This window comes from Acinetobacter sp. LF10 (assembly GCF_048585715.1).
Taxonomy (GTDB): Bacteria; Pseudomonadota; Gammaproteobacteria; order Pseudomonadales; family Moraxellaceae; genus Acinetobacter.
Genome location: NZ_CP184160.1, coordinates 770,350 through 786,306, shown reverse-complemented (window position 1 = coordinate 786,306; position 15,957 = coordinate 770,350). Strand labels below are relative to the sequence as shown.

General features: G+C 38.6%; 14 protein-coding genes, 3 tRNA genes and 1 other RNA gene. 9 read left to right on the top strand and 9 right to left on the bottom strand.

The window, feature by feature from the left end:
- Nucleotides 1-573: 573 nt before the first annotated feature.
- Complete coding sequence (locus tag ACN19N_RS03790; protein ID WP_004663482.1) at nt 574-2,199, top strand: NAD+ synthase; 1,626 nt, start codon at nt 574-576, stop codon at nt 2,197-2,199.
- Entirely contained in the window at nt 2,192-3,223 is a 1,032-nt protein-coding gene (locus tag ACN19N_RS03785; RefSeq protein ID WP_420001996.1) for a hypothetical protein, read from the top strand. Before ACN19N_RS03790 ends, ACN19N_RS03785 begins: the two co-directional genes overlap by 8 nt.
- A 218-nt stretch (nt 3,224-3,441) precedes the next feature.
- Here ACN19N_RS03785 and ACN19N_RS03780 read toward each other — a convergent pair.
- From ACN19N_RS03780 to coaD, 5 genes are all read right to left on the bottom strand, one after another.
- Nucleotides 3,442-3,518 (bottom strand) — tRNA-Met (locus tag ACN19N_RS03780).
- Nucleotides 3,519-3,713: 195 nt separating this feature from the next.
- Nucleotides 3,714-3,790 (bottom strand) — tRNA-Met (locus tag ACN19N_RS03775).
- A 61-nt stretch (nt 3,791-3,851) separates the two neighbouring features.
- Nucleotides 3,852-4,207: RNase P RNA component class A (gene rnpB, locus ACN19N_RS03770), an RNA gene on the bottom strand.
- Nucleotides 4,208-4,233: 26 nt separating this feature from the next.
- Nucleotides 4,234-4,497: a YfhL family 4Fe-4S dicluster ferredoxin gene (locus ACN19N_RS03765; RefSeq protein WP_004663486.1), complete on the bottom strand. Its 264-nt coding sequence runs from the start codon at nt 4,495-4,497 to the stop codon at nt 4,234-4,236.
- Complete coding sequence (coaD, locus tag ACN19N_RS03760) at nt 4,498-4,989, bottom strand: pantetheine-phosphate adenylyltransferase (protein WP_004663488.1); 492 nt, start codon at nt 4,987-4,989, stop codon at nt 4,498-4,500.
- 128 nt (nt 4,990-5,117) lie between these two features.
- Here coaD and smpB point away from each other — a divergent pair, with 128 nt between their 5' ends.
- A complete protein-coding gene (gene smpB / locus ACN19N_RS03755; protein WP_269229759.1) occupies nt 5,118-5,594 on the top strand; it encodes an SsrA-binding protein SmpB in 477 nt (158 codons plus the stop codon).
- 39 nt (nt 5,595-5,633) lie between these two features.
- Here smpB and ACN19N_RS03750 read toward each other — a convergent pair whose 3' ends face one another.
- From ACN19N_RS03750 to rluD, 3 genes are all read right to left on the bottom strand, one after another.
- The gene (locus ACN19N_RS03750; RefSeq protein WP_269239171.1) at nt 5,634-6,206 is read right to left on the bottom strand and encodes a flavodoxin family protein; all 573 of its coding nucleotides are present in this window, start codon (nt 6,204-6,206) and stop codon (nt 5,634-5,636) included.
- A gap of 83 nt (nt 6,207-6,289) precedes the next feature.
- Nucleotides 6,290-7,030, bottom strand: coding sequence for a peptidoglycan editing factor PgeF (gene pgeF, locus ACN19N_RS03745; RefSeq protein ID WP_269239170.1), 741 nt, complete (start codon nt 7,028-7,030; stop codon nt 6,290-6,292).
- Between the two features lie 87 nt (nt 7,031-7,117).
- The gene (gene rluD / locus ACN19N_RS03740; protein ID WP_004663505.1) at nt 7,118-8,167 is read right to left on the bottom strand and encodes a 23S rRNA pseudouridine(1911/1915/1917) synthase RluD; all 1,050 of its coding nucleotides are present in this window, start codon (nt 8,165-8,167) and stop codon (nt 7,118-7,120) included.
- 71 nt (nt 8,168-8,238) lie between these two features.
- On the opposite strand from rluD, the gene ACN19N_RS03735 reads away from it, so the two are divergent.
- Both ACN19N_RS03735 and ACN19N_RS03730 read left to right on the top strand, forming a co-directional pair.
- Complete coding sequence (locus ACN19N_RS03735) at nt 8,239-9,318, top strand: outer membrane protein assembly factor BamD (RefSeq protein WP_420001995.1); 1,080 nt, start codon at nt 8,239-8,241, stop codon at nt 9,316-9,318.
- A 129-nt stretch (nt 9,319-9,447) separates the two neighbouring features.
- Complete coding sequence (locus tag ACN19N_RS03730) at nt 9,448-11,334, top strand: DNA primase (RefSeq protein WP_420001994.1); 1,887 nt, start codon at nt 9,448-9,450, stop codon at nt 11,332-11,334.
- Nucleotides 11,335-11,340: 6 nt separating this feature from the next.
- On the opposite strand, the gene hemA is transcribed toward ACN19N_RS03730, so the two are convergent.
- Nucleotides 11,341-12,624, bottom strand: a complete 1,284-nt coding sequence (gene hemA, locus ACN19N_RS03725) for a glutamyl-tRNA reductase (RefSeq protein WP_269229753.1) — start codon at nt 12,622-12,624, stop codon at nt 11,341-11,343.
- A 79-nt stretch (nt 12,625-12,703) separates the two neighbouring features.
- Here hemA and ACN19N_RS03720 point away from each other — a divergent pair, with 79 nt between their 5' ends.
- From ACN19N_RS03720 to ACN19N_RS03705, 4 genes are all read left to right on the top strand, one after another.
- A complete protein-coding gene (locus ACN19N_RS03720; RefSeq protein ID WP_269229752.1) occupies nt 12,704-14,422 on the top strand; it encodes a tetratricopeptide repeat protein in 1,719 nt (572 codons plus the stop codon).
- A 4-nt stretch (nt 14,423-14,426) separates the two neighbouring features.
- Nucleotides 14,427-15,008, top strand: coding sequence for a lipoprotein insertase outer membrane protein LolB (gene lolB / locus ACN19N_RS03715; protein WP_269229751.1), 582 nt, complete (start codon nt 14,427-14,429; stop codon nt 15,006-15,008).
- A 13-nt stretch (nt 15,009-15,021) separates the two neighbouring features.
- The gene (gene ispE, locus ACN19N_RS03710) at nt 15,022-15,855 is read left to right on the top strand and encodes a 4-(cytidine 5'-diphospho)-2-C-methyl-D-erythritol kinase (protein WP_269239166.1); all 834 of its coding nucleotides are present in this window, start codon (nt 15,022-15,024) and stop codon (nt 15,853-15,855) included.
- Nucleotides 15,854-15,928: transfer RNA gene (locus tag ACN19N_RS03705), tRNA-Gln, on the top strand. The genes ispE and ACN19N_RS03705 overlap by 2 nt, the downstream gene beginning before the upstream one ends.
- The last annotated feature ends 29 nt before the right edge of the window (nt 15,929-15,957 follow it).

Below are 15,957 nucleotides of genomic sequence, written 5' to 3'. Positions count from 1 at the left end.
TGTATGTTACTCACATACTTGATTTAAATTACAGTGTACAAATGTTCACATTGATTAGGATAATAGCAGTGCACAAATGTACACTCAAGCAATAAATAGATTTACCCGACGAATGGTATAAAAAACAATCACAAAGACATAAGACATTGAATTTATTTATTTTAAAAATAATAAACCACTCAATAAATTAATCTTTTTTGCGAATTCTATCGGTGATTGAATAGGTCTAGCGTATTTAAAAATCTGTATTTGCTGTAATTAATCTGTCACCAGAGTATGAAAAGATGAAATGAAAAATTATACAAAAGCACTAAATTTTGAAATTTTTGCCCAATAGATTGATATGGATAACTTCAAATACACAGATTGATCAATAGATCTTCGTATTTTATACAGAAAAACTTGTTATTTTTACGCAGAAAAATGTGCATTTAGTATATATTAGTAAACTTGTCATTTTTCTTTAAGATGCAGAATGTTTAGCACCATGATATACAAATGTTTTTAAAACTATACTTATATAAATCAAAATCTTGTATATCAGCACTTGTTAAGACTTAGGATTAGGTTTGAATGAAAAATTTTAAAATTGCCCTTGCTCAATTTTCTCCGCATATTGGCAATATTGACGCAAATACTCAAAAGATGGTTGAGCAAGCAAATTTAGCGAAACAACAACAGGCTGATCTGATCATCTTCCCTGAACTTTCTACGCTAGGTTACCCAGCTGAAGATTTATTACTTCGCCCGAATTTACAAAAACGCACTCAAAAAGCGTTCGCTCAATTAAGTGAAGTGAAAGATATCGTTATGGTGTTTGGTTTTGTTCACCAAACAGAAGATGGTCACCGTTACAACTCAGCCGCAGTGATTAAAGATGGGCAAGTTTTAGGAATATACAACAAACAGAACTTACCAAATTATGGCGTCTTTGATGAAAAACGTTATTTCCAAGATGGTCATCAACATCTCGTTTTTGAGTATTTAGGTCATAAGTTTGGTGTACTGATTTGTGAAGATGTTTGGTCACTGAATACCGTCAAACAACTTAGCCAACTGAATGTTGAAACTGTGCTTGTCTTAAATGCTTCTCCGTATGAAGTTGGCAAACCACAGCATCGCATCCAAACATTAAATGAACTCGCAAAACAACTGAATCTGAATATTGTTTATGTCAATCAAGTGGGTGGACAGGACGATCTTATTTTTGATGGTTCAAGTTTTGTCAGTAACAAAAATGGCGAACTTGCATTACAAGCACCTAGTTTTCAAGAATCTGTTTATGTGACTGAATATGATGCAGAGCAAAAACAGTTTAAAACTGCTAATGCAATTCCAACTTTAGATACTTTTGCCGAAATCTATCAAGCATTGGTCATGGCAACACGTGACTACGTACAACGCTCAGGATTCCCAGGTGTGATCTTGGGCTTATCGGGTGGAATCGATTCAGCCTTGACACTTGCTATTGCTGTTGATGCGATTGGTGCTGATAAAGTACAAGCCGTGATGATGCCTTATACTTACACCTCTCAAATGAGTGTAGAAGATGCAACAGAACAAGCACGTCGCATGGGCGTAACTTTCGGTATTGCAGAGATTCATCCAATCGTAAATAGCTTCATGCAGACCCTATTCCCATTCTTTGGAAATACACCTGCTGACGCAACTGAAGAAAATTTACAGGCACGTACCCGTGGTACTTTACTCATGGGCTTGTCTAATAAATTTGGAAATCTTGTACTTTCAACAGGTAACAAGTCTGAAATTTCAGTCGGTTATTGCACACTGTATGGTGATATGGTCGGTGGCTTTTCTGTATTAAAAGATGTCTATAAAACTATCGTCTTCGAATTAGCAAAATACCGTAATACATTAAGTGAAACACCTGTCATCCCTGAGCGTGTCATTACTCGCCCACCTTCAGCAGAGCTGCGTCCTGATCAAACAGACCAAGACTCTTTACCTGCTTATGATGTACTTGATGCAATTCTGTACGCTTATATCGAAGAAGATCTTAGCCAAGCAGACATTATTGCAAAAGGCTACGAAGCTGAAGTGGTTGAAAAAGTAATACGCTTAGTTGATCGTAATGAATACAAGCGTCGTCAGGGTGCAATTGGCCCACGTATTAGTTCACGTGCTTTCAGTCGCGAACGACGCTACCCTATCGTCAATGGATGGACCGCGAATGACTGAAAAAATTGTTTCTGAAAAGTCACAATTACTTGCTCAAGCACTTATGCTTGAGCAAGTGGCATTTTATAAAAATCAGCTTACTACACAGCTTTCTCCTGAGTTCTTTCAGCAGTTTATTCAGTTGTTTCTACAACATGCACCAAATATCAAACTGAAAGAAGTGATAGAGCTTGAACAAATCCAAGCCGTTGTTAAGCGTTATGCCTTTGAAATGCAGCTTGGTGCTGGGCTATTAGAGTTTATTGGTGAAATTGCTCAACGCTTGCATGTTTTTTCTTTACAGTCTTCAGCACATTTAGAAGATGTTTTTTCAGATCACCAATTTGAAATGTGGTTATCTAAATTTCTCGAATTAGAAAATATTCGACATTATTTAAACCACTTCTTGAAAGAAAGCCCTTCAATTCAGCAATTATGCCAATATATTGCAACCACAACTTTACAAAATAAATTACCAAAATTATTTTCACAATCTGATGAAGAACAAATTTCTGAAAGCAAATATCAGTGGCAGCAGAAACTAAAGACTTTTTCACATCGTCAACAACAACGCATTGAACAGAAAATCGAAGAAAGTATTGCTCGCTTTATCCAAGAACAACTTGCCGATTTAAGCTTACTTTCAAACGATGACTTAGAGAGCTTGGCACGTAATATCTGGGAAGATAATAAAGCTAAACCTTTATCTGAATACACCAAACAAGTCACACCTTTGGATGTTGAAGAATTCTTTGTAATGATTTATGAATACTGGAAAGAACTACGTCAGTCTTCCTTTATTCAAGATCTGATCTTATACGGCGTAAAAGTCTTTTATGATTTTTATGAAGACGAAAGTTTAGAGGATGTATTTGCTGCGATTGGGATTGAAGAATCAGATCTTCAAAATGAAGCTGTACGTTTTTATCCTAAAGTCGTTGTCGCTTTAGATGAACATGGTGTATTAGAACCTATTATCACTATGATCGTAAAACCTTTTTATGAAAGTCATCAAACTCTAGCGACGATTGAAAAGCATTTATAATTATTATTTTTCTGCTGAGATATATTGAGACTAAATCAATATATCTCTTTAATTTTCTAATTCAATCACATTAAAACTAATTAACTAAAGCCATCAGAAAACCTGATGGCTATTCTTTTTTACCTTAAATCCATAAATAATATTCAGTTGATACCTGATAAGTTGGGTAGCTAATAAAAGCGCATAAAAAAAACCACGCAGGAGCGTGGTCTATAAAATGGTGGCTATGACGAGACTTGAACTTGTGACCCCCGCATTATGAGTGCGGTGCTCTAACCAACTGAGCTACATAGCCGTAAACTGTGTGCGCATTATCTAGTGTTCTATACGACAGGTCAAGTGTATGACATTGAAAACATGAAACATATGAACAGTTTTTGTGCTTTTAATTTTTATTTGATTACTTTTCAACAAATCTTCTCTCAAACAAAAAAATTAATTAAAAAAAGTTCAAATAAAAAAAGACCACGCAGGAGCGTGGTCTATAAAATGGTGGCTATGACGAGACTTGAACTTGTGACCCCCGCATTATGAGTGCGGTGCTCTAACCAACTGAGCTACATAGCCGAAAACTGTGGGCGCATTATCTTAACTTTCAATACACACGTCAAGCACAATTTCAAAAATTTTGAGAAGTGGGCCTATAAGCCGGGTTCTGTCGAGGACGATCATTCCTCTAGGCGTACAATCACTCATACGCTCAAGCGACCTACCCGAATCCAGCACGGGCCGTGCCTCAGGATTCCTATTTGGTCTTGCTTCTGGTGGGGTTTACCTTGCCGTGAACTGTTACCAGACACGCGGTGCGCTCTTACCGCACCCTTTCACCCTTACCTCACGAATGAGGCGGTCTACTCTCTGCTGCACTTGCCGTCGACTTTCGCCGCCCAGGCGTTACCTGGCACCTTGCCCTATGAAGCCCGGACTTTCCTCCCCTGTTTCAGTCACGGAGACCTCCACAGCAGCGACCGTCCAGCCCACTTCGTGGCGCATATTATCAAAGTTAGAAATTAATTGCTCGCATTTTTTTGTGCAGTTAATTTTTTATATTTTGCCATCAACTCATCTTGTGACTCGACATGCTGAGGATCAAGCGGAATACAATCAACTGGACAAAATAACTGACACTGTGGCTGATCATGATGCCCAATGCACTCTGTACAAAGTGCAGGGTTAATTTCATAAATCAATTCCCCCATATAAATGGCTTCATTGGGGCATACTGGCTCACAAACATCACAGTTAATGCATTCATCAGTAATATAAAGAGACATCTACCAACCTTGCTGATGTTTGCGTTCAAATGCCTCAACAACAACAGCGGGCACAAACTTATTCACATCACCTTTCAATCGAGCAATTTCTCTTACCAATGTTGATGAAATAAATGAATATTGCTCTGATGGGGTTAAAAAAACTGATTCAAAATGAGGATCAAGTTGACGGTTCATATTCGCCAATTGAAATTCATATTCAAAATCTGAAATCGCTCTTAAACCACGCAGTACCGCAGTTGCACGTTGTTCACGAAAGAAATTGACCAATAAACCATCAAAACCAACAAACTCTACATTAGACAAATGGCTTAATGAAGCTTTTGCTAATTCTACACGCTCTTCTAAACTAAACACTGGATTTTTATGATGACCAATTGCAATTGCAACAACCACTTCATCAAACATTTTTGATGCTCTTGCAACCAAATCAACGTGCCCGTTGGTAATTGGATCGAAAGTCCCCGGATAAATCACACGTGTTTTAGACATGCGTTGTACTCTAGTTAATGAGATAAGGTACATATTTTAACAAATTTAGCTCTAAACGCGAAATTGCTAAACGATGGAAAAAGATTGCATTTTACGGCACAATAGATGTAATTGTGGAAGTTTGAATTATGGCGCAAGCAACAGTAGTAAAAAAACATAATGGTGGCACGATTGCTCAGAATAAAAGAGCGCGTCACGATTACTTTATCGAAGAAAAATTTGAAGCAGGCATGTCCCTCCTAGGTTGGGAGGTTAAGTCTTTACGTGCAGGTCGTATGACTCTGTCCGAAAGTTATGTCATTTTTAAAAATGGTGAAGCCTTCTTATTCGGTTCGCAAATTCAGCCGTTATTATCGGCATCAACGCATGTGGTTCCTGAATCTACACGAACACGTAAGTTATTACTTTCTCGCCGCGAACTAGAAAAACTTTTAGGTGCCGTTAATCAAAAAGGCTATTCATGTGTACCTTTAGCATGTTATTGGAAAGGTCATTTGGTGAAGCTAGAAATCGCACTTGTTAAAGGTAAGCAATTACACGACAAACGTGCAACTGAAAAAGACCGTGATTGGCAACGTGATAAAGCACGAATGTTGCATAAATAATAAAAAACCTCCGAATTGGAGGTTTTTTATTATGAAGTATTAAATCACTACATGCTTTAGTCGCAGTTCAGCCAAATATTTACCGAACTTGCGTGCAGTTTCTAAATCCCCTTCGGGCGGTGTAATTTCAACGCTAGCATTATCGGACTGCGTCATTAAACCCAGAAAGCTCGACATCCGATTAATATCCAATGGGCTTCTTCCTGTTGGCATAAATGGCAAACCAGCCCATAACATGCCATGCTGCATCGCAAATAAATTAATTTGCTGTAATACGGCGAGCTTATCGCCACTAAGTCCACCACCATTGGTAAAACCCGCAGCCAATTTCCCTTGCCATGTACGTGCCAACCAGCGTTTAGAAGAATCCTCCATGAACTGTTTCAATGCTGATGTAAGACTCCCCATATAGGTTGGACACCCCATCACGATTACATCTGCTTGATCTAATAAATCCCATTGCGGTGCAGCCACAGAAAGTAGATGCACGTCAGCACCTGCCTGCTCCGCACCCTGAGCAATGTATTGCGCAACTTTGGCCGTATGCCCATAAGGACTGTGATAAATCACACAAACTTTAACTTGGGGAGTAATTTGCTCAATAACAGACATGGATAATTTAAAAACCAATGAATTGAATCAAGTTTAACATTTTTAACGAATACAAGGCGAATCAATAGCGCAAAGGATATGATTTATTGCATAAATACAAATGTTGCCATTCGTCCCGTTTTTGCATCACGTCGGTAAGAAAAATAATCCTCTGCTTGCTGATAAGAGCATTGATCACCACCTAAAACGGTTTCTATACCTAAGCGATTTAAAATAAAACGGGCAATCGCATACAAATCAGCCTGATATTTACCTTCAGTTTGACCTGAAATAAAAGCAACGGCTAATTCAGGATATTTCTCACAGAAAATGGCTTTTACTTCAGTCCCGACTTCAAAGCAAGGTTGGCTAATCGCTGCACCTAACCACGCCCAAGTGGGCTGAGATTTCATTTCCGTCACGGTATTTTCGACAATTCCATTAGCCAAACCACGCCAACCTGCGTGCAGATTAGCGACTTCTGTACCTTCGTTATTACCCAAAACAATAGGCAAACAATCAGCAGTCATCATCATTAAGGCATGACCTGCTTTTTGCGTAACTAAGCCATCACCTTCAAGTGCAATAAATGGAATTTGCTCGTTAATCGTATGACAAATGCTGCTATGCGTTTGTGTCATCCACGTGATTTTATCTACACCAAATGCAGACAACTCATTCAACAATAGCATTCGATGTTGCTGAACACGTTGTGCATCATCATTCACGTGCAAAGCCAGATTAAATCCTGATAGATTTTCATTTTGAGTTGCAATCGTTTGAGGATGCTGAATACCTGTTTGCCCAACATATATTCCTTTGGGCAACCCTTGTACAAATTCCATAAAATCTGTCCTCTTACCAGAATATATCCCTTAGCTTTTGAACGGGAGAAGCTAAACACATCCCCCTTTATTTAAAGAGAACTTTTTTTAATAAGCTTCATTCTCTTGGCGAAGTACTTCAACCAATTGAGTGAAATCCTCTGGCCATGGCGCTTCAAACATCATTTCTTCACCAGTACGCGGATGCACTAAACCTAATTTTGCTGCATGTAAGGCTTGACGTTTAAAACTGCGTAACATGTCAATTAAGACTTCTGATGCACCAGCAGGAAAACGAACACGATTAACATAAACAGGATCACCTACCAAACCATGTCCAAGATAACTAAAATGCACACGAATTTGATGGGTACGTCCTGTTTCAAGTTGAGCCTGAATACGAGTAAAGTCACGGAAACGCTCTTTCACATTGTAATGTGTTACTGCATCACGCCCACCAGGTAAGATCGCCATTTTGACACGGTCAACAGGATGACGTTTAATCGGTTCATCAATTGTGCCACCTGCAATGATATTGCCATACGCAACTAAATCATAAACACGATAAACGGTTTTTTTCGCAAGTTGTTTACTGAGAGAAAATTGAGCTTCCAATGTTTTTGCAACAACCAATAAACCGCTGGTGTCTTTGTCAATACGATGTACCAAACCTGCACGTGAAAGCTCAGCTAGTTTCGGTGCATGATAAAGCAAGGCATTGACCAAAGTACCTGTGGGATTACCAGCACCTGGATGAACCACCATGCCAACTTCTTTATTAATCACAATAATATCATCATCTTCATAGACAATATTGAGAGGAATATTTTCAGGTTGACTCGATGTTTGGGCTTCTAATTCAACATTCAGCGTAAGCAATTCATTGCCTTCGCAACGATATTTAGGTTTTACAATGTTACCATTTACCAACAGATGCCCGTCTTTCATCCACTGTTTAAGCTTTTCACGAGAGAACTCGCTCCAAACCAATGCAGCAACCTGATCAATACGCTGACCTAGATACTCTTCATCGAGTTGAATTTGCAACGATAAACGTGTTGCAGTTGCATCAGAATTATGATTATCTGCATCGACAGAATCTTCAAGTAAGAAATCTGTCTCGGAAAGGTTTGAATTGGAAGATTGTGTTGAAGTCATTTTGATGATCGATACAAAAATGGTTTAATAGCACCATTGTAGCTTATTGTCCCAAAAGCAGAGGAATTTTTATGTCGCTACCCCATTATAAAATTACCATATTGGCTTTATCTTTAGGCGTAGCGTCTGTATTTGTCGGTTGTAGCAGTAATCCAAGCAAAAAAGAAGTGGTTGATAAAGGCCCACAGTCAAGTGAACAAGTCTATTTTGAAAAAGCACAAAAATCACTTGAACGTAATCAATATACTGATGCTGTTAAATCACTTGAAGCGATAGATACGTATTATCCAACTGGACAATACACGCAACAAGCACAACTTGAACTCCTCTACGCCAAATTTAAACAAAAAGATTATGAAGGTACGATTGCACTGGCAGATCGTTTCATTCGTTTAAATCCACAGCATCCAAATGTTGATTACGCCTACTATGTTCGGGGTGTAGCCAATATGGAAATGAATTACGACAGTTTGATTCGTTATACTTCATTACAACAATCACATCGTGATGTGAGCTACGTTAAAGTCGCTTATCAAAACTTTGTAGACTTGATTCGTCGTTTCCCAAGTAGCCAATATTCAGTAGATGCTGCACAACGTATGAAATTTATCGGTCAAGAATTGGCCGAAAGTGAAATGAATGCGGCGCGTTTCAATATTCAACGTAAAGCATGGTTGGCTGCTGCTGAACGCGCACAATGGGTCATTGAACGCTACCCTCAAACACCACAAACACCAGAAGCACTTGCAACATTAGCTTATAGCTACCAAAAATTAGGCGATCAAGCCACGTCTCAGCAATATATTGATCTCTTAAAACTAAACTATCCAAATTTAGTTAAGGCAAATGGTGAAGTAAATCTTCGTGCTGCTCGTAAAGAAGGTAGTTGGGTCAATCGTGCCACTTTAGGCTTGCTTGGCCGCGAATCTAAAACGGTACAAGTAAAAGAACAAAGCAATGGTGAAACTGAGCAACGCAGCTTAACAAATCGTTTGAGCCTTGGTTTATTAGATAAACCGACAACTGAAGAAAGCGATTCTGCTCCTATTGACGAACCAACCGATAAACCAAGTTGGATGAACCGTTTAAGCTTCGGGCTATTAGATAAGCCTGAGACCAAAGAAACGTCGGGGGCTGATGCTGCAAATTAATTTGCACTCATCAAAACCACAAAACAGGCAAGTCTACCCTTGCCTGTTTTTCATTTTATGCAACAATGAATTCTGACACACTGACTTCAACGAAGATGTTATCTCTCAGTCCAAAATGGTTAAATGTACATGGCAATTCCACAACATACGATTGATCAAATCTTAGATCGAACTGATATCGTCGATTTAATCGGTCAACGTGTGAAGTTAAAAAAGACTGGGCGTACTTACTCGGGCTGTTGTCCATTCCATCAGGAAAAATCTCCATCATTCCATGTGTATAGAGATAAGCAGTATTATCATTGCTTTGGGTGTCAAGCTAATGGAAATGCGATTCGCTTCCTCATGGACATTGATAGTCGTAACTTTGTCGATGTGATGAAAGACTTGTCTAATCAGACAGGCATCGAATTACCGAAAGATAATCACGACAATAAAAAACTTTCTTATAAACGCAGTCCTCAACAAATTGCAGCGGCTCAACCAACAAACACGCCAGTCGCTGAAAATCCAGCACCTATATCTGTAGCAGACGAATTTATCGATGGGCATTTTGTCGATATAGATCGCGTTATGGATGATCCTTTTGCTCAATTTGATCCATCCTTTTATATGGATGAACAAGTTCAAGAAGGTAATCTCTATGACTTATTGGAAAACGTTGCTCAGTTTTATGAACGCCAACTCCCAATGAGTCAAAAAGCACAAAATTATTTTAAGCAACGTGGCTTATCGGCACAAACGATTCAATTTTGGCGTTTGGGTTATGCACCAGAGGATTGGCAGCATTTAGAAAAGGCCTTTCCACAAGATATTGAAGGTTTGAAACAGCTGGGTCTGATTCGCTCTAGTGATAGTGGTCGAGATTTTGATTTATTACGTGAGCGGGTGATTTTTCCGATCCGTGATCATAAAGGTCGCGTGGTTGGTTTTGGTGGTCGTGCGCTCAATGATGAAATTAAACCTAAATATATTAACTCACCAGATTCAGAGGTATTCCACAAGAATCAATTGCTTTATGGTTTGTATGAGGGTCGTAAACTCAAAGCCAACGATTGGTTAATGGTCGAAGGCTATATGGACGTGATTGCATTGCAGCAATATGGTATCAATGGTGCTGTCGCAACACTGGGAACAGCCAGTAATGCGGATCATTTAACTACCCTATTTAAACAAAATTCTCGTATTACCATTGCCTTTGACGGGGATGCTGCGGGACAGAAAGCAGCACGACGCACCTTAGAAATTGCGCTACCCTTACTCAATGATGGTCGTGAATTAAAATTCTTTGTGCTTCCGAATGAACATGATCCAGACTCATTGATTCGTCGTGAAGGCTTAGAAAATTTCCAAAGGTTATTGCAGCAAGCTCCGCTTTTATCTGACTTTGTGTTTGCCCATTTAACAGGGCAACATGACGTTAGCACGCCTGAAGGTAAAAGTTTAGTCATGGGAGAACTACGTGAATTAACAGAGTTATTACCTAAACATGGCTCATTCCGTTATCTGCTGAGTCAATCTTTCCGTGAGAAACTCGGTCTAGGCAAACGCTCTACCCCTCAAATCAGCCACGATGCCTCTTTATCTTTTAATATTCAAACCAAAGATGAAGATTTTGCAATCGCAATTTTAATGCATCACCCATTTCTCTATATTCATTTTGAAGAATTACTTGCAGTGATTGACCAAACTGAGCTGCTGGCTAAAGTTTTAGCTGTGCTCAATATTGTATTTGATGATTTACCGGATGATCAGGAATTAGCAACCTATTACGTACTTGGTGCATGTAGTCGTTATAGTCATGAGATTGCCGATGTTATGCAGAGAACTAATATTGAGTCATTAACTCAAGCACCTGAGATTGCTGATAAATTAGCTAAGGACTTTTCATTAAATCTACAAGAAAAATATTTAAAATTAAAATTGAGATCACCTATCTCACTCATCGAATCACGCAATTTACGTCAACAATTAAATGAATTAACAAAACAGATTAGCTTGAAGTTATTGTCCTAAGCTAAGTTACTGTCTCGGTTTACGCTCATGCTCAAACACATCCTGTAGATGTTGCTGTAACCATTCAAAATAATCTGGATTTTCAGCTTTAGCAGCTTCTCTTAATAAAATAGAAGTTGGGTGCATAAGTTTCTGTGATAGGCGATGAGCAAACTCCTGCATCACCTGTTCTGCTGCATGACCATGTTGCAGTAACTCTAATGCATGTGCCAACTCTTTTTGGCTGACTTCTTCACTGTGCTGACGATAAGCTTGAATAGTGCTACTCGCCTCTTTCACTTTTTGTTGGGTCATCAATTGAGTAGCCAATTGATTCACCATAATTTCAGCCTCAACAGCCGCCTGACGACGTTGCGCTAAATTTTCATCAATCACACTTTGTAAATCATCTACGCCATATAAATATACGTTATCTAATGATTCGACTTTCGGATCAATATCACGTGGAACAGCCAAATCGACCATCAACATTTGTTGATAGCGACGCTTTTTCAATGCAGCTTTAACGTCTGAATATTCAATCACTTGATACAAACTACCTGTACAACTAGAGACCACATCCGCTCTATGCAAGTTTTGTGCAAGCTCAGCAAAGGGAATAATTTCAACCTCAACTTGATGGGCAATTTCTTGTGCCAAAAGATTCGCACGTTCGCGGCTACGGTTACAAATTAAAATTTTTGCCACCCCCATTTCCGCTAAATGCTTAGCAACCAAACTATTCATTTCACCTGCGGCAACCACCATAACCGTTAACTTTTCAGGGCGGCTAAAAACTTGCAATGCTAACTGAGCAACTGCATAACCCATTGAAACAGCATGGCTACCTACAGAGGTTTCTGAACGAACACGTTTCGCTGCATAAAAAGCATATTCAAAAACACTATTTAGTTCAGGCGACACAGTTTGTGCGTCTTTAGATAAAGCCAAAGCACTTTTAACTTGCCCTAAAATTTGCGGCTCACCCAACATCAAAGAGTCTAAACCACTTGCAACACGCATCAAATGTGTAACAGCTTGAGCATTTTCGTAACGATAAACATGATGAATTAACTGTTTTACATCAATATTATTCACTTGGGCTAACCAAGTCAGAACACTATCAGCATCTTCTGTCATGGCATAAACTTCAGTGCGATTACAAGTTGATACAACAACTAAATCATTCAAAGGTGAATGTTTATTTTGTTCAAGTAATAGCGCAGCTAATCGCTCTGCATTGAAAGCGATTTGTTCACGAAGTTCAACAGAAGCTGTTTGATGGTTGACACCCAATGCAAAGAAAGACATATCAGATCATCATTTCGCTAAATTTATGTTATTGTGCAACATCGGTGTCATAAAAAGCATTACTTTGGATCAATAAAAATTGCGTCAGCTATATCGCCGTACCCTTTTTAGCGGCAAGACGATTCGACGGTATTCTACCACAATCTTGTTGTTAGGTAGCATGAGCTCGTATGTCTCTGCACAAGCAATACACGACATGTATGCAGATAAAAGTTTTGACAGCGCATTACAACAAAGTATGGTGGCTGAATTTTCGCTTGCTTATGATGATATCGCAACTGCTCTACATAATTATACTGTGCTTGCTATTCAAAGTAATTCAACCACCATCAAACAGCGTGCTTTAGATGTCGCCTTAGAATATAACGATTTTCAATCTGCGTTAGATATTGCAACACATTGGGTAGAACAAGAACCCAAAGATGTTCCTGCTTTATTTTACTTATCACATATTGCCCTAAAAACCCATGAATATGAATTGGCAGCAAAAACATTAGACAAAATCTTAAATATTGACCCAACTGCTGATCTCGAACAAATTTTGGCAGGGATTGCACCCGAACAAGCACAAGATCGTGAAATTTTATTAAATGCCTTACGTACCAGTAAAGAACGTGAAAACCCATCTATCTTAGCTTTAATCGCTGGATTAGAAGCGCAAGATGGCTTATATGAGCAAGCATTAAATAATATCAATAAAGCCTTACGTAAACGTTCAAAATCGACCAGTTTCATTTTGATGAAAGCCAATCTATTAATGGCGTTACGCGACGATACTGAAACACAAAAGTGGTTTGCACAAGCCAGTCGAAAAAATAAAACCAATATTGATATACGATTAGCTGAAGCTCGCTATTACATTCAAATCAATCAACAACAGCAAGCATTAGATAAGCTTGAAAGTATTATCAAAGATTATCCAAAAACTGAAGAAGCTTTATTTATTGCTGGCTTAACCAGTATTGATTTAAAACAATACGAAAAAGCTGAACAATATTTAGTTGAATTGCGTTCTTCAGCAAAATATCAGAATGAAGCTTATTACTATCTTGCAATCAATGCGCAACGCAAACAACATTATGAAACTGCCAAAGCATACTATCGACTCGTGGATGGCAGCTTATATATTGTATCTCGACGCAATATGGTCACTATTTTCGAAAAGCAAGGGCAATTAAATGATGCTTTACGCTTTCTTACACAAGAACGGGTGAATTATCCACAACATGCAAGTTTCTTATATCAAGCACAAGCAGATATTTTAAAGAAAACGGATAATAAAAAAGCAGCTTTGGTATTGCTAGATGAAGCGATTAAGAGCTTACCCGATGACCCAGAACTAATCTATGCAGAAGTATTATTGCTGGATCCTTATACCGATCGGGATAAATTAGATAAAACCCTAAAGCAACTTTTAATTATTGAACCCAATAGCCCGACCTATTTAAACGCTTATGCGTATACCTTAGCATTGCAAAATCGTCGCCTAAAAGAAGCACGAAAATATGCAGAACTAGCGCTCAACTTTGCACCTGAACAAGCCTCTATTCTTGATACATTAGGCTATATCGCTTTTCTACAAAATGATTTTGATACCGCAGCCAAAGTCTTGGGACAAGCCTATTCAATTAGCCAAAATATCAATATTGGCGTTCGCTATGCTAAAGCGCTGTATATGCAAGGCGCACTCACACAATTTAGTGAGGTGTTACAGCAATTGAAACAAAAACATGCAAATACCCCACAATTACAACAACTTGATAGCTTAATCTTACCTATCACTGTAAAAAAGAGTTAAATACATGCACTTGTTTTCAAAATTATGTGTCGCGATATGTAGCAGTAGTATTCTAGTATTAACAGGCTGCCAACATCTAAGCCAACCAAATAAGATAATTGCTTCACCACAAGTGCAAGATGAAAATAACTTTAGCTTACAAGGTAAAATAGGTGTACGTACACCACAACAGTCTGGCAGTGCTTTTTTTACATGGGTTCAACAACAAGATCAATTTGATATTGAACTGACTGGAATTTTAGGTGTTGGGAAAACCCAAATTGAAGGAAAACCAGGTCAAGTCACCTTAAATAGTGCCAAAACAGGTCTAATTACGGCAGCTACACCTGAAGAATTACTGGAAAAAGCGACAGGTTGGCAGGCACCGATTATGCACCTTGCCTACTGGGTACAAGCGAAGCCTGCGACGCAAAATGCTCAAGCGAGCAAAGACGAACAAAATCGCTTGAAACAGCTCATTGAAGATGGCTGGACTGTTGATTTTAGCTATAACGATAAGCAAATCCTTCCAAATAAACTTTTGTTGAAGCAAGCACTTGCTGACGATAAAGAAAACCGTATTACAATGGTGATTCAAAACCGATAGATTAGATTCTTTTATGATTAGAGTACCTTCCCCTGCTAAATTGAATTTATTTCTGCATATCACTGGTCGTAGAGACAATGGTTATCATGAATTACAAACTATTTTTCAACTGATTGATTTATATGATTGGATGACTTTTGAGCCAATTGCGGATGGAATGATTCATATTGAAGGCTTAAACGAGGTTGCTGTTGAACAAAACTTAATCTATCGTGCAGCCCAATTACTCAAACCCCATGCAAAAGAACCATGTGGGTTAAATATTCAAATAGAGAAAAATATTCCTATGGGTGCTGGTCTTGGCGGCGGTTCATCTAATGCTGCCACCACACTCATCGTACTGAATCAACTGTGGCAATGCAGTTTAAATGAACAGCAACTCGCTGATTATGGTGTGCAATTGGGTGCAGATGTGCCTATCTTTATTTTTGGTCGAAATGCATGGGCAGAAGGCATAGGTGAACATTTATCATTCATAGACTTAGCTCAAAAACAATTCATAATTTTAAAACCTGACTGTTTTATCAGCACTCAAGCACTTTTTTCACAAAAAACATTGACAAGAGATTCTAAGATCACTACATTTTGCGCCTATCAGTTAGAACCTTTTAATTTTGGAAATAACTTTGAACCTTTGGCTCGACAGTTATATCCTGAAGTAGAAGAAGCAATGCAATATTTAGATCAATTTGGTCTAGCAAAGCTTACAGGTACAGGTGCTTGTGTTTTTATTGAAGTAACAAGTGAAATGGATATAAAGAAAATTTTGCAAAATGCGCCTTGTAAAGCTTACTTGGTCAATAGTTTGGCAGAATCTCCTTTAAGAAATTTTTCAGTTACATGTTAGGGGCGTCGCCAAGTGGTAAGGCACCGGGTTTTGATCTCGGCATCCGTTGGTTCGAATCCAGCCGCCCCTGCCAATTTTCATCTGTAGATATATGTAATATAT

Excerpts from the sequence above, each read along its gene's own strand:
- ACN19N_RS03790 (WP_004663482.1), top strand. The coding sequence starts at position 574 with ATGAAAAATTTTAAAATTGCCCTTGCTCAATTTTCTCCGCATATTGGC.
- ACN19N_RS03785 (WP_420001996.1), top strand. The coding sequence starts at position 2,192 with ATGACTGAAAAAATTGTTTCTGAAAAGTCACAATTACTTGCTCAAGCA.
- ACN19N_RS03765 (WP_004663486.1), bottom strand. The coding sequence starts at position 4,497 with ATGTCTCTTTATATTACTGATGAATGCATTAACTGTGATGTTTGTGAG.
- coaD (WP_004663488.1), bottom strand. The coding sequence starts at position 4,989 with ATGTCTAAAACACGTGTGATTTATCCGGGGACTTTCGATCCAATTACC.
- smpB (WP_269229759.1), top strand. The coding sequence starts at position 5,118 with ATGGCGCAAGCAACAGTAGTAAAAAAACATAATGGTGGCACGATTGCT.
- ACN19N_RS03750 (WP_269239171.1), bottom strand. The coding sequence starts at position 6,206 with ATGTCTGTTATTGAGCAAATTACTCCCCAAGTTAAAGTTTGTGTGATT.
- pgeF (WP_269239170.1), bottom strand. The coding sequence starts at position 7,030 with ATGGAATTTGTACAAGGGTTGCCCAAAGGAATATATGTTGGGCAAACA.
- rluD (WP_004663505.1), bottom strand. The coding sequence starts at position 8,167 with ATGACTTCAACACAATCTTCCAATTCAAACCTTTCCGAGACAGATTTC.
- ACN19N_RS03735 (WP_420001995.1), top strand. The coding sequence starts at position 8,239 with ATGTCGCTACCCCATTATAAAATTACCATATTGGCTTTATCTTTAGGC.
- ACN19N_RS03730 (WP_420001994.1), top strand. The coding sequence starts at position 9,448 with ATGGCAATTCCACAACATACGATTGATCAAATCTTAGATCGAACTGAT.
- hemA (WP_269229753.1), bottom strand. The coding sequence starts at position 12,624 with ATGTCTTTCTTTGCATTGGGTGTCAACCATCAAACAGCTTCTGTTGAA.
- lolB (WP_269229751.1), top strand. The coding sequence starts at position 14,427 with ATGCACTTGTTTTCAAAATTATGTGTCGCGATATGTAGCAGTAGTATT.
- ispE (WP_269239166.1), top strand. The coding sequence starts at position 15,022 with ATGATTAGAGTACCTTCCCCTGCTAAATTGAATTTATTTCTGCATATC.